General features: G+C 38.5%; 24 protein-coding genes. 18 read left to right on the top strand and 6 right to left on the bottom strand.

Annotated elements, in window-relative coordinates:
• Positions 1–130: 130 nt before the first annotated feature.
• From EHQ16_RS13215 to EHQ16_RS13205, 3 genes are read left to right on the top strand one after another with little or no spacing between them, the layout of a single operon-like run.
• Positions 131–910, top strand: a complete 780-nt coding sequence (locus EHQ16_RS13215) for a class I SAM-dependent methyltransferase (protein ID WP_244242078.1) — start codon at positions 131–133, stop codon at positions 908–910.
• A gap of 12 nt (positions 911–922) precedes the next feature.
• The gene (locus tag EHQ16_RS13210) at positions 923–1,480 is read left to right on the top strand and encodes a slr1658 superfamily regulator (protein WP_135582949.1); all 558 of its coding nucleotides are present in this window, start codon (positions 923–925) and stop codon (positions 1,478–1,480) included.
• A gap of 13 nt (positions 1,481–1,493) precedes the next feature.
• Positions 1,494–1,841 (top strand): slr1659 superfamily regulator, encoded by a 348-nt coding sequence (locus EHQ16_RS13205; protein WP_135601374.1) that lies wholly within the window; start codon positions 1,494–1,496, stop codon positions 1,839–1,841.
• 21 nt (positions 1,842–1,862) lie between these two features.
• Here the strand turns inward: EHQ16_RS13205 and EHQ16_RS13200 are convergent, their stop codons facing one another.
• Positions 1,863–3,023, bottom strand: a complete 1,161-nt coding sequence (locus tag EHQ16_RS13200; RefSeq protein ID WP_135633861.1) for a GNAT family N-acetyltransferase — start codon at positions 3,021–3,023, stop codon at positions 1,863–1,865.
• A 119-nt stretch (positions 3,024–3,142) separates the two neighbouring features.
• On the opposite strand from EHQ16_RS13200, the gene EHQ16_RS13195 reads away from it, so the two are divergent.
• From EHQ16_RS13195 to EHQ16_RS13185, 3 genes are read left to right on the top strand one after another with little or no spacing between them, the layout of a single operon-like run.
• Positions 3,143–4,654: a PP2C family protein-serine/threonine phosphatase gene (locus EHQ16_RS13195; protein ID WP_135633863.1), complete on the top strand. Its 1,512-nt coding sequence runs from the start codon at positions 3,143–3,145 to the stop codon at positions 4,652–4,654.
• A gap of 10 nt (positions 4,655–4,664) precedes the next feature.
• Positions 4,665–5,603 (top strand): adenylate/guanylate cyclase domain-containing protein, encoded by a 939-nt coding sequence (locus EHQ16_RS13190; protein WP_135633865.1) that lies wholly within the window; start codon positions 4,665–4,667, stop codon positions 5,601–5,603.
• Positions 5,604–5,634: 31 nt separating this feature from the next.
• A complete protein-coding gene (locus tag EHQ16_RS13185) occupies positions 5,635–6,219 on the top strand; it encodes a DUF6272 family protein (protein ID WP_135633867.1) in 585 nt (194 codons plus the stop codon).
• On the opposite strand, the gene EHQ16_RS13180 is transcribed toward EHQ16_RS13185, so the two are convergent.
• Complete coding sequence (locus EHQ16_RS13180) at positions 6,194–6,865, bottom strand: TetR/AcrR family transcriptional regulator (protein WP_135633869.1); 672 nt, start codon at positions 6,863–6,865, stop codon at positions 6,194–6,196. The genes EHQ16_RS13185 and EHQ16_RS13180 overlap by 26 nt on opposite strands.
• A gap of 71 nt (positions 6,866–6,936) precedes the next feature.
• Between EHQ16_RS13180 and EHQ16_RS13175 the strand changes: the two genes are divergently transcribed.
• Together EHQ16_RS13175 and EHQ16_RS13170 are read left to right on the top strand one after the other, a co-directional pair.
• Positions 6,937–7,860: a hypothetical protein gene (locus EHQ16_RS13175; protein WP_135635476.1), complete on the top strand. Its 924-nt coding sequence runs from the start codon at positions 6,937–6,939 to the stop codon at positions 7,858–7,860.
• The gene (locus EHQ16_RS13170) at positions 7,857–8,294 is read left to right on the top strand and encodes an ABA4-like family protein (RefSeq protein WP_135633871.1); all 438 of its coding nucleotides are present in this window, start codon (positions 7,857–7,859) and stop codon (positions 8,292–8,294) included. Before EHQ16_RS13175 ends, EHQ16_RS13170 begins: the two co-directional genes overlap by 4 nt.
• Here EHQ16_RS13170 and EHQ16_RS13165 read toward each other — a convergent pair.
• Positions 8,291–9,931: an ankyrin repeat domain-containing protein gene (locus tag EHQ16_RS13165; protein WP_135633873.1), complete on the bottom strand. Its 1,641-nt coding sequence runs from the start codon at positions 9,929–9,931 to the stop codon at positions 8,291–8,293. The genes EHQ16_RS13170 and EHQ16_RS13165 overlap by 4 nt on opposite strands.
• 86 nt (positions 9,932–10,017) lie before the next feature.
• Between EHQ16_RS13165 and EHQ16_RS13160 the strand changes: the two genes are divergently transcribed.
• The 5 genes from EHQ16_RS13160 to EHQ16_RS13140 are packed head-to-tail and all read left to right on the top strand — an operon-like array spanning position 10,018 to position 14,237.
• On the top strand, positions 10,018–10,845 hold the full coding sequence (locus EHQ16_RS13160) for a hypothetical protein (protein ID WP_135633875.1): 828 nt from the start codon (positions 10,018–10,020) through the stop codon (positions 10,843–10,845).
• Positions 10,846–10,900: 55 nt separating this feature from the next.
• On the top strand, positions 10,901–11,923 hold the full coding sequence (locus tag EHQ16_RS13155; RefSeq protein ID WP_135633877.1) for a zinc-dependent alcohol dehydrogenase: 1,023 nt from the start codon (positions 10,901–10,903) through the stop codon (positions 11,921–11,923).
• A gap of 16 nt (positions 11,924–11,939) precedes the next feature.
• Positions 11,940–12,776: a DUF4846 domain-containing protein gene (locus tag EHQ16_RS13150; RefSeq protein ID WP_135633878.1), complete on the top strand. Its 837-nt coding sequence runs from the start codon at positions 11,940–11,942 to the stop codon at positions 12,774–12,776.
• A gap of 48 nt (positions 12,777–12,824) precedes the next feature.
• Complete coding sequence (locus EHQ16_RS13145; RefSeq protein WP_135633880.1) at positions 12,825–13,415, top strand: LOG family protein; 591 nt, start codon at positions 12,825–12,827, stop codon at positions 13,413–13,415.
• Positions 13,416–13,442: 27 nt separating this feature from the next.
• Positions 13,443–14,237 carry a hypothetical protein gene (locus tag EHQ16_RS13140; RefSeq protein ID WP_135633882.1) on the top strand — a complete coding sequence of 265 codons (795 nt, stop codon included), beginning with the start codon at positions 13,443–13,445 and terminating at the stop codon, positions 14,235–14,237.
• Positions 14,238–14,319: 82 nt separating this feature from the next.
• Here EHQ16_RS13140 and EHQ16_RS13135 read toward each other — a convergent pair whose 3' ends face one another.
• From EHQ16_RS13135 to EHQ16_RS13125, 3 genes are all read right to left on the bottom strand, one after another.
• Complete coding sequence (locus EHQ16_RS13135; RefSeq protein ID WP_135633884.1) at positions 14,320–15,282, bottom strand: hypothetical protein; 963 nt, start codon at positions 15,280–15,282, stop codon at positions 14,320–14,322.
• Positions 15,282–15,734, bottom strand: coding sequence for a hypothetical protein (locus tag EHQ16_RS13130; protein WP_135633885.1), 453 nt, complete (start codon positions 15,732–15,734; stop codon positions 15,282–15,284). Before EHQ16_RS13130 ends, EHQ16_RS13135 begins: the two co-directional genes overlap by 1 nt.
• A 241-nt stretch (positions 15,735–15,975) precedes the next feature.
• Entirely contained in the window at positions 15,976–16,383 is a 408-nt protein-coding gene (locus EHQ16_RS13125) for a hypothetical protein (RefSeq protein WP_135633887.1), read from the bottom strand.
• An 89-nt stretch (positions 16,384–16,472) separates the two neighbouring features.
• On the opposite strand from EHQ16_RS13125, the gene EHQ16_RS13120 reads away from it, so the two are divergent.
• The 5 genes from EHQ16_RS13120 to rodA all read left to right on the top strand — a co-directional run bounded on the left by EHQ16_RS13120 (position 16,473) and on the right by rodA (position 22,309).
• Entirely contained in the window at positions 16,473–17,093 is a 621-nt protein-coding gene (locus EHQ16_RS13120; protein WP_135633889.1) for a hypothetical protein, read from the top strand.
• Positions 17,094–17,167: 74 nt separating this feature from the next.
• A complete protein-coding gene (gene mreC, locus EHQ16_RS13115) occupies positions 17,168–18,349 on the top strand; it encodes a rod shape-determining protein MreC (RefSeq protein ID WP_135633891.1) in 1,182 nt (393 codons plus the stop codon).
• On the top strand, positions 18,346–18,861 hold the full coding sequence (gene mreD / locus EHQ16_RS13110) for a rod shape-determining protein MreD (RefSeq protein ID WP_135633893.1): 516 nt from the start codon (positions 18,346–18,348) through the stop codon (positions 18,859–18,861). The genes mreC and mreD overlap by 4 nt, the downstream gene beginning before the upstream one ends.
• Positions 18,858–20,795 carry a penicillin-binding protein 2 gene (gene mrdA, locus EHQ16_RS13105; protein WP_135633895.1) on the top strand — a complete coding sequence of 646 codons (1,938 nt, stop codon included), beginning with the start codon at positions 18,858–18,860 and terminating at the stop codon, positions 20,793–20,795. Before mreD ends, mrdA begins: the two co-directional genes overlap by 4 nt.
• Positions 20,795–22,309 carry a rod shape-determining protein RodA gene (gene rodA / locus EHQ16_RS13100; protein ID WP_135585541.1) on the top strand — a complete coding sequence of 505 codons (1,515 nt, stop codon included), beginning with the start codon at positions 20,795–20,797 and terminating at the stop codon, positions 22,307–22,309. Before mrdA ends, rodA begins: the two co-directional genes overlap by 1 nt.
• The last annotated feature ends 1 nt before the right edge of the window (position 22,310 follow it).

Genomic DNA, 22,310 nt, shown 5'->3' with positions numbered 1-22,310 from the left:
TCATTATGTCAAATTCATACCGTCTTCGCGGTTCTACTAAAAAAAACCTAAAAAACCGACCTGTATTTCAGTTGACCAATCCTTAAAAAAGGTTTCTTTTTTTAGAACCACATCTTAGCGCGTATCAACTTTGAGCGAAAACCTATACACACAAAAAATATCCATCCAGGATGAGATGCCGAGATTGTCTGCACAGGCAAATCTCCTCAAACTCCTCCTAGATCCTTTTTTGGATTCCATTTCCTTTGAAAAGGAATCTGGCCTTGCTTTGGATGCTGGGGCAGGACCTGGTGTACTCACTAGTTTCTTAATGAAAAAAAATCCTAACGTTCGTTGGTCTGCCTGCGATATTTCGGAAGAAATGGTGCAGTATTGTAAACTAGGCCATCCAAAAGTAGACTGGAAGGTCTCCGATGTTCGCGCTCTGGATTATCCAGACAACCATTTTGATTTTATTTTTAATTCTATGGTTCTCATTCATATCAAAGAACCAGAAAAAGCTCTAAAAGAATTCTACCGAGTTTTAAAACCGGGTGGAAAGGTTCTCATCCACTGCCCGAACGATAAATCCTTCACCGGCCCACAAGTGCTTTTGGATATGGTTGCCAAACACGCCACCATCCACCCAGCAGACAGGTATGTGATGGAAAAAGTTCCGGGAATTATGGAAAACCTTGGATTCAAACTAGCTGCAAGAACAGATTTTATTGCGTCCAATGATGGTAATGATGACAAACCCGTCGTGGATTACCCAAAAATTCATTTGGGAATGATGACCGGTTGGTCTATGATGTCCTTTATGGGGCATCCAGAAGGAATGCAAGATTTGTATTCCAAACTTCAGTCCGATTATATGTCCAATCGTGTGAAATTCACGATCAATCTTGAAACACATTTGTACCAAAAATAAACGGAGGCAAAATTGAATCAAAAATCACCCATCATTATCGGGGAATACCACATCATTCCAGAAAATTTGCCTGCTGATGGCCAACTTCGATTGATCTTCCAACCAATCGATATGACTACGTATTGGAGACGTTGCGGACTTACTGCAAACTTTGTAGCTGGATTTTATTCCTATTGTTATGAAGCCAGTGAAACCAAAGCTAATTCCCTCTCTACCATCATTAACGAACTTCTTGAAAATGCTTCTAAATTCTCAAAAGCAAGAGAAGGTAGAATCAATGTAGAATTGAAACAATATGGAAATCTTTTAAGGATTGATGTTTTAAATGTGGCGTCAAAAACCTTACGAGATAGTTTTGAGATTTTTGTAAATAAACTCTTGTCGGAGAACGTGGAGGAGATGTATTTTTCTACACTCGAAACCAAAGAAGACGGCGATACCAAATCAGGTTTGGGTCTACTTATGATGTTAAAGGACTACCCGGTACGTTTTGGTTATAGTTTCCATGAGGTCGATGCCGATACTCATGAAATCACGGTAAGAGCAATTATCAACGTAGAAGAGATATAATAGGCGAAGCTTCATGGAAATCAAAGACTTAGATTACAATATTCAATACGACGAAGCCACTAAGACTGTCAAATTCACAGGTTCCATCCGATTGCAGAACTTACCCGCTTATGAACCCATAAAATTATTTTTAAGAGATGTTGCGAAACTTTGCCAAGGTTCGCTTCTGACTATGGACTTTAGAGAGTTACAATTTGTAAACAGTTCGGGGATCACTACCCTCTCTATGTTCATTATTGATTCTAGGAAAAGTGCTGCTTACCAAATCAAAATCCAAGGATCCTTAAACGTTTCTTGGCAGTCAAAATCTCTCTCCAACTTCAAAAAACTTTGGGACCAAGTGGTTTTGGAAATTTCCTAAACCACAAAATCCTTATTTTTATTACCTTCCGCCCATCTCGTACAACCTTCTAAATTCGAGCATGCGGCGGGACATTTCATTGAATCTCTGAGCTAAAATCACAAACAAATTCGTAAGTAGTTTGATTGCTAAGGTCGGACTTTGGATTTCTAATTTTTGGAATTCGTTTGGTGTAAGGATCAGTAGTTTAGCATGATCGCGAACAATGATATCTGCATTGCGGTTGGACTTAGAAACAAATCCCAATTCTCCAAAAATTTCCCCTTGGTTTAAAATGGAAATGGTAGAACGAACCCCATCATCCCTATTGACAATCACTTCCACACTTCCCTCTAAAACACAAAAGAGACCTTGGCTTTCTTGGTTTTGGTGGAACACAATGTCCCCATCTTCATAATCAATTAAATCCAACATGGAAAGTAACTTCTTTGATTCCTCTTCAGAAAACCCTCTTAGAAAAGAGAGGAACTGACTAGGAGGGAGCATCATGTCATGAACAATATTTTGCCAAACATCATCTCCATCCATAGAGAAGAGAGGGCGTATGTCTTTATAATCAGTAAAATTTGTTTCAAACAAATGAGCAAGTTCCGTTCCGGCAGGGAAACGTTTCGCCAAACGAAGAAATGGTGAATGAATTTGTTTTAAATACTCGTTATCATCCAGTAAAAAAACCATGGGAATCACAATCCCATATTCAGGATGGTGGATGTTCTTTTTGTACATTCGATAACCCACTTGGTTGTACAATCGAACTAAATGAGGATTGGTATCAATAAAATCGATGACGATCCCATTTTCCCTGGCATGTTCATAAATTTTCATGCAGAGCATACTGGCAGCAGCAGTGTGTCTATATTCACGTTTGACCATGAGTTTGGTCGACATAGAAACTTTGTCCGGATAAAAGGGGCGGAAAAGATCCATCTCATATAATTCTTCACATTCCAAAATTCCATCTTTTCGGAAATTGATACGAACTGTCCCAATACACTCGCCTTCTTCCGTTTCTGCGAGAAAAAGATGACCCGTCTCATCAAAGGGCTCTTTGATCATTTTTGCGGAATGGTCAGCATACTCTTGGACTCTGTTCATTTCTTGAACATAAATATCATATCGGAGGTGGTAGATTTTATTACGATCTTCCTCTGTTGTTGCCAAATGTACTCTGATCTGACTCATCCTAGTCTTCCCCCTTAAAAAAATGAAAAATCATTTGCAATTTATGCAAAATGTATGACTTTATAAGCTAATTTTCCGCATTCTGTTGCACGAAATATATAGAAAGAAACCTTTACTCTATGCCGCAATCTCCTTCCAACGAAAATCGATTCGTCCTCTCGGACTATTACAAGAAACAACTTAAAGAGATTGCCTACCAAGGAGAATTCCGTGCCGAAACCTTTGCGACCCGGTTCCGATTCTTCTTCCTAGGATTTTTGGTTATTTTTGCCACCTTAGGCCTTCTTTCTGGTCGCCCCCGAATCGAGTTCTACTACCAGATTTCTGCCATCCTAGTTCTCCTCTGTTATAACTTTGTTGTTCTGTATTCCTTAAAGAAATCGGGAAAGTATCTCAATATCTTTAAGTTTCTATCTTCCTTTTTAGAAATCACTCTCCTTACATTCGTTACAGGGTATACTGCATATTCTCAAAAAAATCCAAGCCTTGTTTATGCAGCGCCGATGATTTATGTATTTTTCATCCTGATAGCACTGGCTTCCATACGTAATAATACTAAGACTATCATCTTTGCTGTCATTGTTCTCATCGTTGAGTATGCATCACTGACCATTTACTTCTATCCAGAGATGACAAGTTTCAATGCAAAACTCATTGAACTATCAGAGTTTCTCAAACCAACATTCTTAGAAAAAAATAGCACCTTCTTTTTAGTCAGTGCTGTTCCTATGGGAATTTTTCTCATCCTTCTATACATGATTGTTACAGGGGGGCTGATCCTTTATGCCATTCTCAATACTTCGCGAACAACTCAAGAACAAGCTGACTTAATTTTTAATACAGAAAAACAAGCCATCTTAGAAGAGAATATGCGTCTCGGTATGGAGTTAGATGTAGCAAGGCAAATCCAAGCCATGGTACTTCCCCGTAATGAAGAATTAAAAGAAATCCAAGAATTAGAAATTTCAGCGAGAATGGATTCGGCCAATGAAGTGGGAGGAGACTATTATGATGTTGTCCACCACGAAGATGGAACAGTTTATATTGGAATTGGTGACGTAACCGATCATGGTCTTGCCTCCGGAGTTGTGATGCTTATGACGCAGTCTGCGTTTATCACAACATTACGTTCAAAAGTGATTTCGTTACGAGAATCACTTCGTTCCATCAACTCCATTCTATTTTCGAACATTCATGTGCGTATGAATGACATTCGTAACCTTACCTTATCCTTGTTTTCTTATAAAAATGGTGTGTTTACTACCGCAGGACAACACGAAACCATTATGGTTTATCGCCATGCCACTAAAAAAACCGAAATCATTGATACTGTCGACAATGGTATGTTAGTTGGTTTAACAGAATCTATCGATGAATTTATCCATGAAAAACCAATCCATCTCAATCCAAAAGATATCATTCTTTTATATACAGATGGAGCCACGGAAGCAGAAAACTCAAAAAGAGAACAATTTGGCTCTCACCGTCTCATCGAATCTTTAGAAAAACATATCGCACTAGAAACAACTGATGCTATTTTAGATGCAATCTTTAAGGACATTTACGTTTTCATTGATGGAATGGAAGTTTATGATGACATCACCATTATGATTATGAGAAAAAGAGGATAACGGATACTATATGGACAATGAAACAATGTTGGAGGAAGAACGCGCAAAATATGCAGAATTAGAAGTCCTTTACCAAAACATCATTGACCATTCGACAGAAATCGAAAACGAACTCCTAGAAAATAACAAAACGATCCAAATGTATTTGGATCGTATGCGTCGTTATTTATCTCCTCAACTTTATGAAATGGTGACTGGTGGTAGCGAAGGAGAAACTTCCATATCACACCAAAGACGAAAACTCACTATATTTTTTTCTGATATTGTCGGATTTACAACCATCACAGATTCCATTGAACCAGAAATTCTTTCGGACTGTCTGAACAAATATTTAGATGTGATGTCGAGTATTGCCATCAAATATGGTGGAACCATTGATAAATTCATTGGAGATGCGATCATGATTTTTTTCGGAGCACCTAGTTTCGAAAATGATAAAACACATGCGTTAAACTGTGTTAAGATGGCCATTGAAATGCGAGATAGTTTGCCTGCGTTAGATGAATACTGGCGAAAATCAGGAATCAACCACAACCTAACTTGCAGAATTGGGATCAATACTGGTTATGTGACGGTTGGGAACTTTGGAACCAACGAAAGGATGGATTATACCATCATTGGTGGGCCAGTCAACGTGGCCTCTCGGTTGGAACATGCCTCAGATGCTGGGGAAATCCTCATATCCAACGCAACCAAATCACTGATAGACGAATTCATCGATACCAAACCAAAAGGTGAGATTGTTGTCAAAGGTGTCCACACACCGATAGAAACCTTTCAGGTGATCAGTTTAAAAAACGACCAAGAGAAAAAAGAAAATCCTTTTTTAAAATTCGATAATGAAGGTTTCCTTCTCAAACCACTCCATTTTGATAAACTGAGCACAAATCCCGAAGAACGCCGATTAATGCAATATGCATTAGAAAAAGCGCTTGCCGCATTACGATAAATCGTCTAGATTCCTTAGTTGAACTACGACTATGCGAAAGTACGGCAATTTTAAATCCAAAAACAGTATCAACAGGGAACCTGAATCCAAAATCCAAATCCATTTAAAACCTTTGGATTTAATGCGTTATTGGCGCCGTATTGGGATCCTTTCTGATTTTATTGGTTATTTTTACGGATTCTCGTTTTTACCCAATGTCCCTTCTGAATCGATGGACATGAAAAACTCCGATATTGTGAATTCCATCTCAACGGTGTTTAACGAACTTTTGGAAAATGCTGCCAAATATTCTTACGATAAAAAGGCAGATATTGAAATTTCACTCATTCATAGAGGTAAAACTTTTGAAATCTTTGTCAGTAACAAAACAAATGAATCCAATGTCACCGCTTATGAGGAGAGTCTAAAAGAAATTTTCTCCACTGACAATTTAGAAAGTTTGTATATTGAAAAATTAGAAACCAACGAAAATGATCCCCATCGATCTGGTATTGGTCTCATTATGGTTTTAAAAGATTATCCAGTAGAAATGGAAGTTTCATTTGAATCCGAAGGGGAAGTAACTACCATTACCAGCCACGTCATTTATTTCACAGACGGGTTCCCTCAATCATAATCTCTAAAATTTGATCCACTTCTTTACGAAAGATAGCTTCGTCTGCAGTGGATTTAATTTGTTTCCATTTTCGTTCGTTTAGTACGGCAAAGCCGTGCACACCACTCCAAAAACTCATCATCAATGTGGCAGTGGGAACTGAGTTTTTTAATTTCAAAGACTTTTGGCCAAACTCTACAATTTTAAACATCCCTAAATAGGCAAGTTTGCCACACTCTCGTAAATCATCAGAAATTGGATCTCCCGAAACATAAATTTCTCCACCAAACATGAGTTCAGTCCTTCTCGGATTTTTTAAGAGAAGAAAAATATATTCCACACCTGCCATTTTCACCTTTTCCAATGGATCATCAGAGTGGTTCCAGGCCCTCTCCATCCCTTCTGTCAATTCTCGAAATCCTTCCGTTACCAAAGCTTGCAGAAGGTCCATTTTTTTAGGAAAATGTCTGTAGGGGGCGGTATGGCTCACACCCAAATCATTGGCGATATCTCTTAAACTGAGAGAAGAGACACCTTTTGATTCTAAAACCTTTCTAGAATGTTCTAAAACTTCCTCCCTAAGGTTTCCATGGTGGTACCCACTTGATTTTGCAGAGGTGTCAGAATTTGCTTTCGGACGGGATTGTTTTTTTTTGGCTAGTTTCATATTAAAAAATGTTTACAATGTATACTTTGCATGTTGACAGAGTATACACTCATATTTACACTGTCTACATTATGGAATTTGCCAACTACAGAAAACAACCACTTTTTTGGAATGGGATGGTTATGGCAGTACTCACAGTTGCCATCCTCCCCCTCCTATTCCTCGACACAAGAACCCTTTTAGGGACAAGTGTATGGACCAAACCCCTGAAATTTACCCTGTCCGTGGGTTTGTATTCTTTCACTACTGTTTGGGTGATTTTTACCTTTTTAAAAGATTGGAAACACCAACAGAAAATCCAAATGGTATTAACCGTCACTTCTGCCATTGAAATTTTTTTTATCACCTTACAGGCAGCACGCGGAGAGGCGAGTCACTTCAATATTACAACTACTTGGAACCAAATTGTTTATTCAGTAATGGGGACAAGTATTTCCATCTTTTGGGTCTTCCATCTTTGGATTGGTTACCAAATTTTTAAAAAGGAATCCATTTTTCAATCTGTCAAAGAAAGCCTTGTTTGGGGACTAGGCATTGCCGGTTTTGCCATGATCATTGCGTTTTTTATGACTTCACCTCGCCCTGATCAAATGGAATCCATCAAACAAGGAATCTTTCAAGCGAGCGGCACACATAATTTTGGTACGGGTGATCCAGGGAAAGGAATCATATTTTTTGGTTGGAGTACAAAAATTGGAGATATGCGTGTCCCTCATTTTTTTGGAATGCATGTAATGCAGATTTTTGTTTTTCTAGCAGCTTTTTTAATGGGAAAAAGAAATTCCATTCAGAACCTACTACTTGTTCGAACCACAGGGATTGTATTATTACTAATGAATGTGGTGATGGTGATCCAAACATTAAATGGTGAATCTGTATTTTATATAAATCCAGTTTACACAAGTATTTATGGAATTTCGATAGTGATCGTTTTCCTTTGTCTTTTCAAATTAGTGATACAACCAAAAATATTTTCACATGAGGCCACTGTATGAACCCTTCCTTAATTTTTAAAATTGCCAACGGCATTACACTTCTTTCTTGGTTGATTTTAATTCTTTCACCAAACCAAACAAAAGTGATTCGTCCTTTAAGAGTTTTTATATCTGGATTACTCCTTGGCGGAGTTTATATTTTTGCCATCCTCATTGGAAATGGAGAGGCAAACGGTGATTTTTCTAGTTTGGAATCAGTTAGATCGTTATTTGCGAACGACTTTTTTTTACTCGGAGGATGGGTTCATTACCTGGCGTTTGATTTGTTTCTTGGAACTTGGGAAGTAGAGGACAGTATCAAAGAAGGGATCAATCGTTTCCTACTGATCCCCGTTTTAGCTCTAACATTTTACTTTGGGCCAGCCGGTTTTGTTTTGTATTTGGTCTTACGTTTTGTTATAAAAACTACAATCAAAAAGGGAAAAACAACCTAACCACCGTAAACATCCAGGAGAGAAAGAACTCGTTGGCATCTGTTCTTTTTCTCCTCATCTCCTTCCAATTCAGCAATTTCTAAATTTTCAAAGGCAAGGTCTCTACCTGTTTTTTCATCCAATGTTTTTGCATTGGATTTAGCACCAGACTCCAATAACAAAGCAAGAACCGCTGAATTTCCAAATTTACAGGCTTCATGAAGTGCCGTACTACCACTGTTATCTGATGTATGAATGTCCACACCGGCAGTGATGAGTCTCTTTGCTAAACTTGGCTCTCCAAAAACGGAACACCAATGCAAAGGAGTCATCCCATTCACCGACTGAATATTCACTTTGGCTCCTCTGCGAATGAGTTCATCCATAAGAGCCGTTTTTTCTTGTAAACGCAAAGTACTATCTTGGCACAACTTGAAGATTGCCGTTTCTCCATTTGCGTCTAAATGGTTGGGGTCTGCTCCTCTTTCCAGAAGTCGCATAGAGGACTTATATCTGGCACGGGCAAATGATTCTTGTAAAAGAGAAAAACCGAGAGGATTACGAATAGAATCGTTGATTACATAATCCAAAGAACCAACAGTGCGAACAAAAGAATCCAAAAGATAAACATCATCACCATCTAGCCAGTCCAAAGTTTTGTCATCGTTTTTGGATTCCAAACTAGAACCTAAGTGGTTTTCATATCCTTCTGGAAATTTATGTTTCAAAAGTGGAATGAACAAAGGTTCCATTTCCGAATGACAAACTACTTCATGGATAAGTTTCCAATGATTCAAATTAGGAACCACTTGGTTGGAGAGTAAATAGATTAAGGTCTCATTTAATTTCTTTTGGCTGAGTTGGAATACAACTTGTAAGTTCTCTTCTTTAAAATGAACCTCGGAAACTGTATTTTGATTTTCCGGCCAATGATACATTACTAGAGTTAATAATTCATCTTTATGTTCATCGTCTAATAAGGAAAAAATTTCTTGTAATGCCAAAATATTTCCGGAGAGGGCATAAATTTTTGCAGATAATTCATTTGAGATAAATTCTGGAATTTTTTTATCAGGATCACCATGTTCATCAAATTGAATTTTATAGATATGAGTGGCCGTAAAACTTCCATGTAATAAGGTATTCCATTCATCAGCGATAGCTAAATACAATTTTCCTGAAACAGAATGGTCATCTAATGAAACCACTGTGATTGACAATCGAACTTGCGACACATTTACATTTTGATTGATAATGATACTTAAAGTTTTAGAAGGTGATTCTGTTGTGATATCAAAAAGTAAGTTTTTTAATCTGGATAATTCCGGTAATCCTGAAATTGAAATTCTGACGTCATTTTCGGTTCCTTCTTCATCTTTTAAAAAAACCAATTCTTCGTTCGACCAATCTGTAATAAAATCGGTTGTATATCTTCCAAAAATTTGGCCTTGGAGTTTGTGTTCAGGTATTTGATCTTTAAAATGAAGGTCAAATAACACAAGTGAGTCGGTGTTTTCCGATTTGGTGTGAACATGATAATCAAAATGGTTCCAAGTAGAACATTTTTTACAGCGGTATTTCCCTTTTTTTCCCTCCAATTTGGAAGTAGAAACAGAATGGCCACTAAAACAATTAGAACAGGATAAGATCGTTTTCATATTTCGCTTGTTCCGATAAATAAAACAGGAGAGTTTTGACGGATCAATCGAAAATTCAAATCTTCTAACCATTCAGGCAGGAATTCATGAGACAAAATCAATATTTGGTCATCGGAGGTTCGGGGGAAGCTGGCCAAAGTGCCATCAAATCTCTCAAAGAGAAGGATCCTTCTGCCTATATCATAACATCAACTACAACAAATGAACCAGTGTCGAATGCAGATCTTACATTTTTTGACAAAAAGGCCGAGCCAGGACTCGCCGAAAAGATTTTGGCAGACCTCAAATCCCAAAATATTTCTCCCGAATTCAAAGCACTAGTCTACACACCGGCACTCGGTGAAGTGGGTTTCCCGATTGCTGAGAGTAGTCCCAAACAAATTGAAGACACTCTCGGGATTTGTTTGTATCCACTTTTGCAATTGGAAAAAACTTTAAAACCAGAGGTTTCGGTCGCCTATTCAGCGTTTTATTGGCTCAGTCATACTTTGTCTTTTTACGGATCTATGGGAGTTGCCAAATACAAAGCGGATCTTTGGGCATTGGAAAATCCGAAAAAAAGAAAGATTGTTCGAGCAGGTACATTTTTTTCAAAAAGTGTCCGGGGAATCTCTATTGTCCTCCAACGAACAATGAAAAAAACAAATGACCCTAACCTACTAACATTAAAAAGACGATTTGAAACCTCTGACCAAAAGTTTATGGATTTTTTTCTCCACTATGCTTGGGAACATGAAAAAGAATCATTTCAATCTGGGTTTAATACTCCCTATCGTCCGACGGAACGAAAAGATTTGGGCCGGGGTTTACAGTTGGCTTTGGATTCGGATAAACCAATCACAACCGTACTCGGAGATTGGACTTGGTACGAATCAGAACTTCCAAAAGTTCCCGATTGGTTTAAACAATTCTAGTTGTTTTATTTTTTGAACCAAAACAAAATAGACCAATCGGTATACAGAGGGTGATATGCGTCGATTGATGTTTCGTAAAAAAGGAATTTTAGAATGGGAAGAAGTAGAACCACTCACGGTCACTGGCAAGAACCAAGTCATTGTGGAACCCATTTCCATTGCTCGTTGTGATTTGGATTTACCCATCCTTCGTGGCGAAACTTTATTTCGTGCTCCCTTCCCCGTAGGACACGAGTTTGTTGGTAAAATTAAAACTGTTTCCGAAGATTTGACGGATTTATATCCAGTGGGAATGACGGTGGCAAGCACCTTTCAAATTTCTTGCGGATCCTGTCCCGCTTGCCTGAATCACCATTCCAATTCCTGCGAATCTATACCTTACACTTCTGGGTATGGGATGCCACCTGGCGCTCATTCTTTTGGTGGGGCCATTGCTGATGAAATCAAAATTCCATTCGCCAAACAAATGTTATTTCCGATAAATCCTAAAATAAACCCCGTTGGGATCGCAAGCCTAAGTGATAACATTGCAGAAGTTTGGAAACTAGCAGGCAGATTTTTGCATCAAAAAAAAGATCCTAAGGTTCTCGTTGTGGGTGGACTTGCGGGAAGTATTGGACTTTATACAGCTTTATTTCTCCACCAAACAAAAAAAGCCGAAGTGGTCTATGTTGATACAGATTCTATGCGAATCCAATTGGCTGAATCTTTGGGAATTTCTGTGGAACATTTCACCAGTTTCCCCAAACCAACAAAAAAATATGATTTGGTATGTGATGCTTCTGCACACAAAGCGGGATGGGATTTTGCTGTTCGTTCCTTGGGAAGAAATGCTATTTTTAGTTCAGCCTCTATCTTTTGGACGAACGAGTGGCAAATCCCATATTTAGAAATGTACAACCAAGGTGTCGAAATCCACTTGGGCCGAGTGGAATCCAAAGATTCGATGGAAGCACTTTACCCTTACATTCTATCTGGTGTATTTACCCCAGAAAAAATTGTTACCAAACAAGTTTCCTTCAGCGATGCCAAAGAGGCATGGCTTGAAGAATCAATCAAGTTAGTGATTACAAAATGAAACAAGTCTAAACAAAATGAAATCCGCTCTCGCTATTTTGAATCAAAACCAAATCCAAAACCGTAAATTTACCATTTGGTTTGTTTTTGCCATTTTCTTTTTTACCATTCAAAACTCATTTGCAGACTCCATTACGGAACGTTTTCCGCCACCTAACAATTTCAAGCGAGTATCTTATCCGAATGGAAGTTTTGCGACTTATCTACAAAATCTTCCCTTAAAACCGCAAGGTAGCCCCGTCCTTCTTTTTGATGGCCGAAAAAAAACAAACCAAGTCCATGTTGCTGTTTTGGATTTTCCACTACTGAGAGACGACCTTATCCAATGTGCTGATGCAGTGATGAAACTAAGGGCAGAATATTTTTATTCCTTAAAAGAATATGACAAAATCCAATTTAAGATCAGTAACGGAATGGAAGTTGGATTTTCTCGTTTTACTAAGGGTGAGAGAGTCCAGGTCAACGGAAACAAAACCAAATGGAAAACGGGAAAATTCAAAAAGGGAACGGGTCGCGATGTATTCGAAGAATACTTAAGATTTATTTATAGTTATGCGGGAACGATATCTCTAAAATCAGAACTGAAGAAAAAACAAATTGGTGAATTAAAACCAGGAGATGTTTGGATAGAAGCTGGTTCTCCTGGACATGTGGTTTTGATTGTAGACCAAGTCACTGGAAAAGATGGGCAAACTTTATTTCTTCTTGCACAAAGTTATATGCCTTCCCAAGAAATGCACATTCTGAAATCAGATAGCCAATACTCACCATGGTTTGAAGTTCCTCAAAACCAATCCTTAAAAACTCCAGAATGGGAATTTCCGGCAAAAGAAATTTATGGATTTGTAAAATGAAGTATTAGTTACAAAGTTTACTGATGTCTAATATCTTGGATTTTATCAATGACACAATTTAAAAATATCGCCGTATATTGTGGGTCTTCACCTGGACAAGATCCTTATTATATGAACGCAGCATTTGAGTTAGGTGAATATTTAGGAACACACCAAATTGGATTGGTATATGGAGGAGCAAGTGTTGGTCTAATGGGAGCTGTTGCCAACGGATGTTTATCCAAAAACGGATCAGTCACAGGTGTTTTACCAAAATTTCTAAAAAAGAAAGAAATCGAACATAACAAACTCAACCAACTCATCCTTGTGGACAGTATGCATGAAAGAAAACTCAAGATGTTTGATTTGTCAGATGCTTTTGTCGTATTACCAGGTGGGTTTGGAACCATGGAAGAATTTTTTGAAGTAGTCACCTGGTCTCAGTTAGGTCTACACCACAAACCAATCATCATTCTCAATTGGCTGGGATTTTACAATCCCCTCCTAACGCTCATACAAAATATGGTAAGTTCTGGATTTTTAAAAAAAGAAAATGCGGCCCTCGTACAAGTTCTAGAAACTGCAAAGGATCTTCTTTCCACCCTCCAAAACTATTCACCGTCTAAGACGGAGAAATGGTTGTCCGAAGACACCGTCTGAGATTCTATTACCAATAGGCAATTCAATATGCGAAATCTGTTATATGTGATGATTCGTTTCATTTTGGTCGGATTTATGTTTACAAGCTGGTATGTTGTGGCCAATCCAAGAAATGATGGGAACGAGCCTAGACAAGGTCATCAAGACACTCGCCTCACACCTCTTCGCCAACTGACACCCGAGGCCAATCGAATTCTCAACGCACCACCACCTGTCCAAAGCCACGTGACTACTTTTGAAAGTCGCGTCACAGACCGCACAGCTTATCCTTACATACAAACTACTTTAAACTTTGTAGAAGGTCATCTTTCTTATAAGGCATTTTTATCGGATGGGCAAGAAATTTCCTATTCCACTCGAGGCGAACATATTTGGCATTCTCAGTGTTATGGGGATCTTTGTATTTTAGTAACAAATAAAAATTTACTCGGTGTTAGCAACTCAAGCTCTGAATGGGAAAAAGGACATCATTTTGGAGAGGAACGTTACCGCGTTGCTATGGGCCACAAAGCAGCTCTCGTTATGAGCGAAAGAAAATTGTATTTGTTTAATAGTTATACAAATCATTGGGAAACCATTAGTCTAGAACAAGAGATCATTCGTTCCTTTGCAAACCTCTATGACAAAGTTGCCATCACAACCACACGCAGAATGATTGTGATCGATTTACCATCAGAAACCCAATTCGAAGAAAACTTATTACTTCGTGGCGTTTATCAATTTGAAATGCGTGATGCCTTTATCAATTTTTATTCAAGTGATAAACTTTGGATGTTTCGCCACCAAACACAAAATTTCGAAGAAGTAGATTTGATGGATTGAGGTAAGGGCACCTCGGATTTGTTTGGTGGCACAACCTTTACCGATCAACCGACCGCGCTTTTCGCATTCTAAAAATAACTGGTCAATCAAGAATCAATATTTTCTTAACCGGCTGAGGTAAAAAAATTAGAAAATTGGCATTAGAACAGCCATCTTTATTTTTATATTGTAACGCAATTTTATAGTAATAAGTGCCAGAGTTATTGATTTGCCCAGCCGCTTTTTTTTCCATTCCGTTTGAATTAATTTCCGCCGTTATAGGAGAAAATGCTTCGTTATTTGCAATTTGCACTACATAATTTTGAAATTTTCCGGTGGTATAATTTTTTAATTCAAATAGTTGTTGTGTTACCCCACAGCCGTTTTCCTGATCATAGAATGATGGCTCCGTAATTCCATAATAGTTTTTATAAGACCAATTGAAGTTTATCGTTTGTGATTTTTGGAATGTTTCGCCATCTTGGGGAGTCAGAACTACGATTTTATCATTTGTATCTGCAAGAATCGTAAAAAGAAATAATCTACTCATATCGTTATCTGAGTTATCAGTAGAAGATGTATTGATCATAGCAAAACTAACAAAGATAGGTGTTAAATATTTTAATACTTTAAATTGTTTTTCCGAGCGACGATTTTGGAAATGATTAAAAACAAAACCCAAAGGAATGTAAACTAACAAACAATATAGATCTGTTCGATCAGCAATTCCTTTCGAAGGAATAAAAAACCATACGTATTTAGTTAATAAATCGTTGGTTTTTTGATTTAAGTTTAAAAAAACAAATGTAATTCCAACCAAAACCATTGTAATAAATAAAATTTTTGATTCTTTGATTCTATAATCTTTATAATTACAAAATAAGATGATGAAAGCTGTGAGTAGAATGGGAGTATAAAATAATCCGATAATATCGCTTATTTTACCAGTTAAATCATTATGAAATATAGATTTGAAATACAAATCATTCAATATCCATACAATAACAGCAACAAACGAATACCACTTTGAAAGAATTTGGATAGAAACCTGATTTTTGTTTTCCATTATAATCTTCCTTTCATCATTTCATTAATTTCCCAATTATCGATCGGCTGAAACGTACAGGATTGGTAACGAGTAAAAACAAGTGTTTTTACATACTCTTCATCACCCGCATTCGTTTCGATCCCATTACTAGGGCAAGGCATAAGTATGATTGATTTTAAACAATGGTCTAATGCGTTAGAATCATAAATGATGGAATGTGAGTTGGAACCACCGCCAATTTGAAAGAAAGGCTGAGGTTCGATTTCTTCATTCCCTAATTCTGAAATGGCAGTGGCTCGGGCCGCGTTATATCCGCAACTAACAGTTTTAAGGAATATTGTTTTTGCTATTTTTTTTTCTGCGTCTTCTTTACTGATTGTGTTCGGGCCATCTATATAATATGAATCATTGGAAAAAAAGGAACAATTGAAAAAAAATAAACAAATGAGTAAAAATGATTTCGGATACATTAAATTAATTCACAAACAGAATTACCTGGCCTAACAAATTCGGTTTGGCAAAATTTCCGAAAACCTGACCTCCAAAGAGGTGTTAGGATCAGGAAATTTAGCTTTCCATTGTTATGCGATGGTCTCTTTTTCAAATTTTTAGATTATTATTTTATTTTGATAGAATTTTTTGTAGAGATTCTACTATTTTTTAAAAAACAAAATCCCTTCTTAAAACCTTGGTTAACCGAGAAAAAAATCTTCAGTTACATTTTGGATACAAAAAATCCTTCATCGATTGGTATGGGAACAAATAATTTGCTGTCATAAATACAAAACACCCAAAGGGAATTTGTGTGATCAATCCGAACAAAATTGGATTGTTTTTGGTGATAAAACCATAAACCAGGTTAATGGAAATATCAAAAATCATTATGATGACAGCCAGAGAAATTGCATATTGGAATCTCAGAAAAAAAAATAGAATGACAAGTGGGTCGAAAACAACTAACAAAGTCCAAAAAATATTGAATGGAAGAGGAGCAAAGGAATAACCCAAAAAAACCATGGTTGCAATGTCTACAGTGTGCGATATTGTTCCAATAGAAAATCCAATCCAATAGACTATGACGATGGCAAGGTGATTCTTGTTGATTTTAGAGAATTCCATTGTTAGCTGCCATCCATCTAACTCCTAGTTACTTTATCATACGCCTATATAGAAAGCACAAAAACTGACTTCCATTCGTCTAATCTCCAATGTTTCCAGAAAAACCAGTTTGGATTTGGAAGGGTGATCCCCAATTTGCCCTGTTACAACTTGTCCTTCTCGTTTTATTTTTTTATCTTTCCTTTCGGATGAGTGCCTACCTCACTCATCGAATCGAACTAATCCGAATGCATAGCAAACGTCTCGACAGATTGGCATTCCGTGCCGGCTGCAACAGAGAGGAACGAAACCTCCTCCAATCCTTCTACACCCAACTGGACAGACGCCACCGCGTGTTACTCGCACACAACCACGCAAAAGAATACCTCCGTCAACATTTGCTGAGTTATACATCTTCTCTGGATGCAAAAGACTTTCCTGCCTTCCTTTCCCTGGTCTCAAAATTCTTGGGGACGGCAAATGACCCAAGGCCGCTGTTTAGCCTGCGAGAATTTGCCATTGTGCAGCTGGGGACAAAAACTTATTTCGCACAAGTGGTTGATCCTAGCCTCGGAGAAGTCCGACTCAAATTAGGACTCCACGGAGCTGCCCTACCAAGGGCGACAAACGTTCAAGTCACCGTTTTTCGAAACCCAAAAGGGCTCCAAACCATTCGAGGAGAGGCCAGGTGGGAGATCCCGACCTCTCTGTACTTCCACCGAAACCCTTAGCGAATTGAAAAATTGACCAAATTCGATTCGCGCTTGAAAGATTCTTTCCAATAAAATTAATGTGACATAAGTCCATGAAGTGGAATCGCATCAATCAAAATGACGAATTGTTTTCCCTACTCTTCGTATTCCTGTTTTCCTTTACTTCCCTAATTTGGAACGGCAACTTCATGGTAAGAGGGATTGCCAGCTTTCAGGGTGTAGGCGACTTTTTTTCCGGATCCTTTGATTCCTTTGGAACCCTTATCAAAAGTAGTTATAACAAACTCGAATCCTTCGAACGAGTCAGAGAAGAGCGCGATTCTTGTTTGAACGTTATGGAAGAATACCGCCAGCTTTCCAAAGATGTGGAAAGGTTGAAGGCAGAAAATGCAATCCTCAGACAAGAGTTGAACTTTCCTCTACATATCGATTATCCTTCTGTCAGAGCAGAAGTGCTGAGTGTTCGTTTGAACGCAATTTACAGAACCATCATCATCAACAAAGGTTCCGAAGAAGGGATCAAACCTTATATGCCGGTTGTGGCGAGATCACTGGACGAAAAAGGTAAATTTACCGAAGCGCTTGTTGGTAAAATCATCGCTGTTTCTAAAGGATCTGCCGTCATCCAACCCATCATCAATTCCAACTTCTCCATGGGAGTGTCAATTCCAGGAACCAACCTCTGGGCATCACTCAATGGAAACAGTGGTCGCGGAACCGATGTTTTGTTGGATTATATTGATGCAGGGATTGTGATTGATCCAAAAGCCATAGGTAACTTTCCTATGGGCCCAAATCCACCACCAACCTCCGCGAGCACAATGTTTACAGAAGGATTTAGTAAAATTGGAAAGGCAGTGTTTAGTTCGGGTGGATCAGGAGTTTTCCCATCGGGAATTCCTGTTGGAACCATCATTGAAGAAGGCCCAAGAAATGGATCCTTTAAAACGGCCATCTTACGTCCGTTTGTTGAGTTTGACAAACTTTTACACGTAATTGTTTTAAAGAAACAACCTGAAAAATGGCGAGAAGAATGGCCTGCCGAAAAAACAATTCAAATTGATGGCCCTTATTTTGGTGAAATCGATTTTCCTAAAGAAAAAGATTATAATAAAAAAGGAAAAGAACCAGAAAAAAGACAGGGTAACTTTCCTTCTACTTTCGGAACTCCTCAATACACAAAACCATCTGTGAATACAAATGTACCTGATTCCACTCCAACTGCCCCATCCACACCTTCCACACAAGAAGGCCCTAAGGAGGTGACACCATGATTTTAGATAAACTATTTATCATCATCGGATTATTACTCTCCCATTTTTTGAATGGATCCAACGTATTTGAATTAGGAAATGCAATCCGACCTGACTTTATGGTGATCTTTGTTGTCTTTTTTGCCCTAAGAAAAGGCCCTCTCTATGGATTATGGTTAGGATTTTTTGGTGGGCTTCTCACCGATACCGCGCTAGGTGGTGAAATTGGTGGAGACAATATTGTTTATTATAAAATAGGACTTCATTCCTTTTCTTATGCCATCATTGGATACATTGTTGGAAAAGTGATGCGAAGTTCTTATACAGAGAACTATATCTCCATTACCATTTATATACTTGGATTCACACTTGTTTCCAGGATCATCACCTATTTATTATTTTTGATGTTCTTTCATTCCAACCAAAGTTATTCCTTTTTGTATGTGTCCCTGTACAACGCATTCATTGGACCGGCATTATTCTTTTTATTCTCTTGGGCATTCCGATTGGATGCAGATGAGGTGAGGCAATGAGCCAGTCGGCATCGGAGTTTCGCTTAGAAACAAGTTTCCGCAAACGATTGTATTTTTTTACGGGGATGGTGGTGTTCACACTCACTGCATACATCCTTCAATTGTTCAATTTACAAATTGTCCAAGGCAGTGAGAACTCGTTAAAAGCCGAACGTTTTGTCCGTAGAAGTGAGTCCATTCCCGCAGACCGTGGAAATATTTTTGATCGTAATTTTCTCACTCCGGAAACAAGCCAACCATTGGTTTCTAACTCTGCCTCCCTTGATGTCATTCTGAATACAAGTTTGCTCAAAAACGATCCCAGAAAGGTGAAGGATTTTATTTACAAATTCTGTGAAGCCCTTTCCATCCCCATCGTTTATTACGAAAAAGAACTCCAAGACTCTAGGATGATCAAAAAAATTCGTTCGAGAGAACCTTTTGTACTTTTAGAAGGAATCTCACGCGAACAACAAGAACGAATTCTTGTTTTGGATAATATCAACAGATATGTTTATTTAGTTTCTTCACCAGCACGGGTTTACCACATGGGGCCTGCACTTTCGCATGTGACTGGTTATGTAGGAAAACCAACCACAAGTGACTTACAAGAAAAAGAAATTAAAACCTACCAACTCATCGGTAAAGGTGGGATTGAATCTCTTTATGACACAACCCTTCGTGGACAAGATGGATTTCGTATCCAAAAAAGAAACACAGAAGGAAATATCGAAGAAGAACGTGTCATCGAACATTCTGTCCCTGGAAACAATTTAATTTTAACTATCGATCGTGATATGCAGATTGCCGCCTATCGTGCGCTAAAAGGTGTTCGAGGAACGGTCCTTGCGATCAAAGCAACCACAGGGGAAGTTTTGGCAATGGCATCCAATCCTTCTTACGATCCCAATATCCTTTCTGGAAAAAATAAATTAGATCGTTCCAACCACTTCACTCGTGTCACAAACAATGGTGGTTTTTTAAATTTAGCAATCCAATCCAGGTTCCCACCGGCATCTACTTTCAAAACCCTAGTGGGTCTTGCGGCCATGGAAAGTGAACATAAAATCAATTTTGATCCCAAACAAACGTTTTCTTGTCCGGCAAACTTCACTCTGAAGTCAACCTTCAAAGGTGTACCTGACCAAGTATTCTATAACTGGGACAAAAAAAACCATGGGGAACTCAATCTTGCCCAAGCTTTAGAAAAATCTAACTCTGTATACTTTTACCAATTAGGATACAAATTAGGTGCAGAACCTATTCTCGCCTACTCACGGTTATTTGGTTTAGACAAAAAATCAGGAATTGATCTTCCCGGAGAAGCAACTGGTTTTATTCCCAGTTCCGATTGGAAAAAACGAACTTATGGGAACAAATGGTTTGATGGAGATACAGTCAACCTCTCCATTGGACAGGGATTTATTTCTGTCACTCCTATTGAGATGGCTTTGTTTTATATGGCTGTTGTCAACAATGGAAAAATTTACAAACCTTATGTGGTTTCTGAAATTAGAAGCCCCCTTGATAACTCTCTCATCCAAAAAACAGAACCTACAATTCTACGAGACATTCCTCTCAAACGTTCTACTGTGGAAGCCCTCAAAGAAGGATTGTATTTAGTTGGTTATTCTGGAACAGCATCTGGTGTTCTCAACTCACCAACATTACCAGAAATTGCAGGTAAAACGGGAACTGCACAAACGAGAAGAAGAGGAGCATCTTCCTCCAACCATGCTTGGTTTATTGGATATGCACCTGTCAATGCACCGCCCGAAAAACAGATATTAGTTGCTGCATTCGTAGAATATGGTGTTGGCGGTGCGGCCTCTGCGGCTCCTGCGGCCCGTGAAGTATTTAAAGCGGCTTTTCCACCAGGATCTTTCCCAAGAACAGATAGATCACGTGCCAAAACCATGGAAGAAGAAGCACCCGTTGAACAAGAGGCATTTTAATGGCTGATCGTAATACAGAAAAACTCGATTTTTTTCTCATCATCTCTGTTGTCCTCGTGGCAATGGCAGGAGTTCTGACCTTATACACCCAGGAAGCTAATACAGCAGATGGACTTGGGCGCTGGTACAAACAGTTCACCTTTGTTTTTGTGGGACTCATCTCCATGTGGTTTATGTCGAGGATCAACTACCAGTTGATAGGTTCTTATGCCCTCTTCATTTATATTTTTTCTATTGTTTTACTTGTCCTCACTCTAATTCCAGGAATTGGATACCTTCCTTCTGGACGTGGTGCTCGTTCTTGGTTAAAACTTGGACCCATCACTCTCCAAGCCTCCGAGTTTTCAAAACTAGCCACAGTGATCCTTCTCGGTCAATATTTGGTTTTGAAAGAAAAGGAAATGCACAAAATTACGGTACTCATCATACCATTTATCATTTGTTTGGTGCCAATGCTTTTCATCATTTTACAACCAGACTTTGGAACTGCTGTTTCATTTTTACCTATGTTATTCACCATGTTGTACTTAGGTGGAGCAGATATTTTACATGTTGGATCTTTACTTACCTTCGGTGGAATATCACTCATGGTTCCCATGTATCTTGCTTACTCTCAGCTAACACTCATCCAACCACTCATCGATTTACTTCGCAAAGATAACAAAGTAGAATTGGTTTCGCTTGTGAACCAACTCCAAGGTAAAATTTGGTTAATTTTAGATGGAAAAAAAGTTTCTGGTCTCACCTTACCTGGAATTGAAAATCCAAAAAATCTCCAGATGATCCGCGAAGCGGCAGAAATAGTCAAAGATGAATATGCGAGTGTCGGATATAAAATTCTATCCAACGAAGCCTTTATGTTTGGTCTCGGTGGAACACTGGCTTTGATTAGTTTGGTGATGATTTTTATCCGAATTGCTCGTGGTTCGAAACATCTTAGAAACTACTATATCACAATTGGAATTTTGGGACTTTCCATCCTCTCGGCCATTGCCGTTCACAAATCCATTCCATTTCGTGAAAACCAAGTCATTCGTCTCACTGCTTTTTTAAATCCTGACCAATTCAAACAAGGTGCGGGATACCAACTCAGAGCCTCCAAACCAGCGGTTGGATCGGGAAAGGTTTTTGGAAAGGGACTTTTTCATGGAGAGATGACGGAAGGAAGAGTTCCCCATGTTCCCGAATCGGGAACAGATTTTATTTTTGCATCCTGGGCCGAACAAACAGGATTTTTTGGTAGTGTGTTATTATTATTTTTCCTAATGTCGATCCCACTCCGAGGTTTACAAATTAGTTTTGAAAGTAAGGACAGGTTTGGCTCACTCCTTGCAGCGGGAATTGTGGCTATGATATTTTTCCACATTGCTATCAACGTGGGGATTGTGATTGGCCTTCTCCCGGTAACAGGTGTTCCACTCACATTTATGAGTTATGGTGGATCGCATTTGGTGATGGCAATGACTGCTGTGGGAATCATTCTTTCCATTAAAAAACGTAAGTTTGCAAACTAAA

The organism is Leptospira kanakyensis, assembly GCF_004769235.1.
GTDB classification, from domain to species: domain Bacteria; phylum Spirochaetota; class Leptospiria; order Leptospirales; family Leptospiraceae; genus Leptospira_A; species Leptospira_A kanakyensis.
This window is presented reverse-complemented; position numbering and strand designations above follow the sequence as displayed.

Coding starts and splice junctions, on each gene's coding strand:
- EHQ16_RS13205 (WP_135601374.1), top strand. CDS start 1,494: ATGGAAATCAAAGACTTAGATTACAATATTCAATACGACGAAGCCACT.
- EHQ16_RS13200 (WP_135633861.1), bottom strand. CDS start 3,023: ATGAGTCAGATCAGAGTACATTTGGCAACAACAGAGGAAGATCGTAAT.
- EHQ16_RS13195 (WP_135633863.1), top strand. CDS start 3,143: ATGCCGCAATCTCCTTCCAACGAAAATCGATTCGTCCTCTCGGACTAT.
- EHQ16_RS13190 (WP_135633865.1), top strand. CDS start 4,665: ATGGACAATGAAACAATGTTGGAGGAAGAACGCGCAAAATATGCAGAA.
- EHQ16_RS13185 (WP_135633867.1), top strand. CDS start 5,635: ATGCGAAAGTACGGCAATTTTAAATCCAAAAACAGTATCAACAGGGAA.
- EHQ16_RS13180 (WP_135633869.1), bottom strand. CDS start 6,865: ATGAAACTAGCCAAAAAAAAACAATCCCGTCCGAAAGCAAATTCTGAC.
- EHQ16_RS13175 (WP_135635476.1), top strand. CDS start 6,937: ATGGAATTTGCCAACTACAGAAAACAACCACTTTTTTGGAATGGGATG.
- EHQ16_RS13170 (WP_135633871.1), top strand. CDS start 7,857: ATGAACCCTTCCTTAATTTTTAAAATTGCCAACGGCATTACACTTCTT.
- EHQ16_RS13165 (WP_135633873.1), bottom strand. CDS start 9,931: ATGAAAACGATCTTATCCTGTTCTAATTGTTTTAGTGGCCATTCTGTT.
- EHQ16_RS13160 (WP_135633875.1), top strand. CDS start 10,018: ATGAGACAAAATCAATATTTGGTCATCGGAGGTTCGGGGGAAGCTGGC.
- EHQ16_RS13155 (WP_135633877.1), top strand. CDS start 10,901: ATGCGTCGATTGATGTTTCGTAAAAAAGGAATTTTAGAATGGGAAGAA.
- EHQ16_RS13150 (WP_135633878.1), top strand. CDS start 11,940: ATGAAATCCGCTCTCGCTATTTTGAATCAAAACCAAATCCAAAACCGT.
- EHQ16_RS13145 (WP_135633880.1), top strand. CDS start 12,825: ATGACACAATTTAAAAATATCGCCGTATATTGTGGGTCTTCACCTGGA.
- EHQ16_RS13140 (WP_135633882.1), top strand. CDS start 13,443: ATGCGAAATCTGTTATATGTGATGATTCGTTTCATTTTGGTCGGATTT.
- EHQ16_RS13135 (WP_135633884.1), bottom strand. CDS start 15,282: ATGGAAAACAAAAATCAGGTTTCTATCCAAATTCTTTCAAAGTGGTAT.
- EHQ16_RS13130 (WP_135633885.1), bottom strand. CDS start 15,734: ATGTATCCGAAATCATTTTTACTCATTTGTTTATTTTTTTTCAATTGT.
- EHQ16_RS13125 (WP_135633887.1), bottom strand. CDS start 16,383: ATGGAATTCTCTAAAATCAACAAGAATCACCTTGCCATCGTCATAGTC.
- EHQ16_RS13120 (WP_135633889.1), top strand. CDS start 16,473: ATGTTTCCAGAAAAACCAGTTTGGATTTGGAAGGGTGATCCCCAATTT.
- mreC (WP_135633891.1), top strand. CDS start 17,168: ATGAAGTGGAATCGCATCAATCAAAATGACGAATTGTTTTCCCTACTC.
- mreD (WP_135633893.1), top strand. CDS start 18,346: ATGATTTTAGATAAACTATTTATCATCATCGGATTATTACTCTCCCAT.
- mrdA (WP_135633895.1), top strand. CDS start 18,858: ATGAGCCAGTCGGCATCGGAGTTTCGCTTAGAAACAAGTTTCCGCAAA.
- rodA (WP_135585541.1), top strand. CDS start 20,795: ATGGCTGATCGTAATACAGAAAAACTCGATTTTTTTCTCATCATCTCT.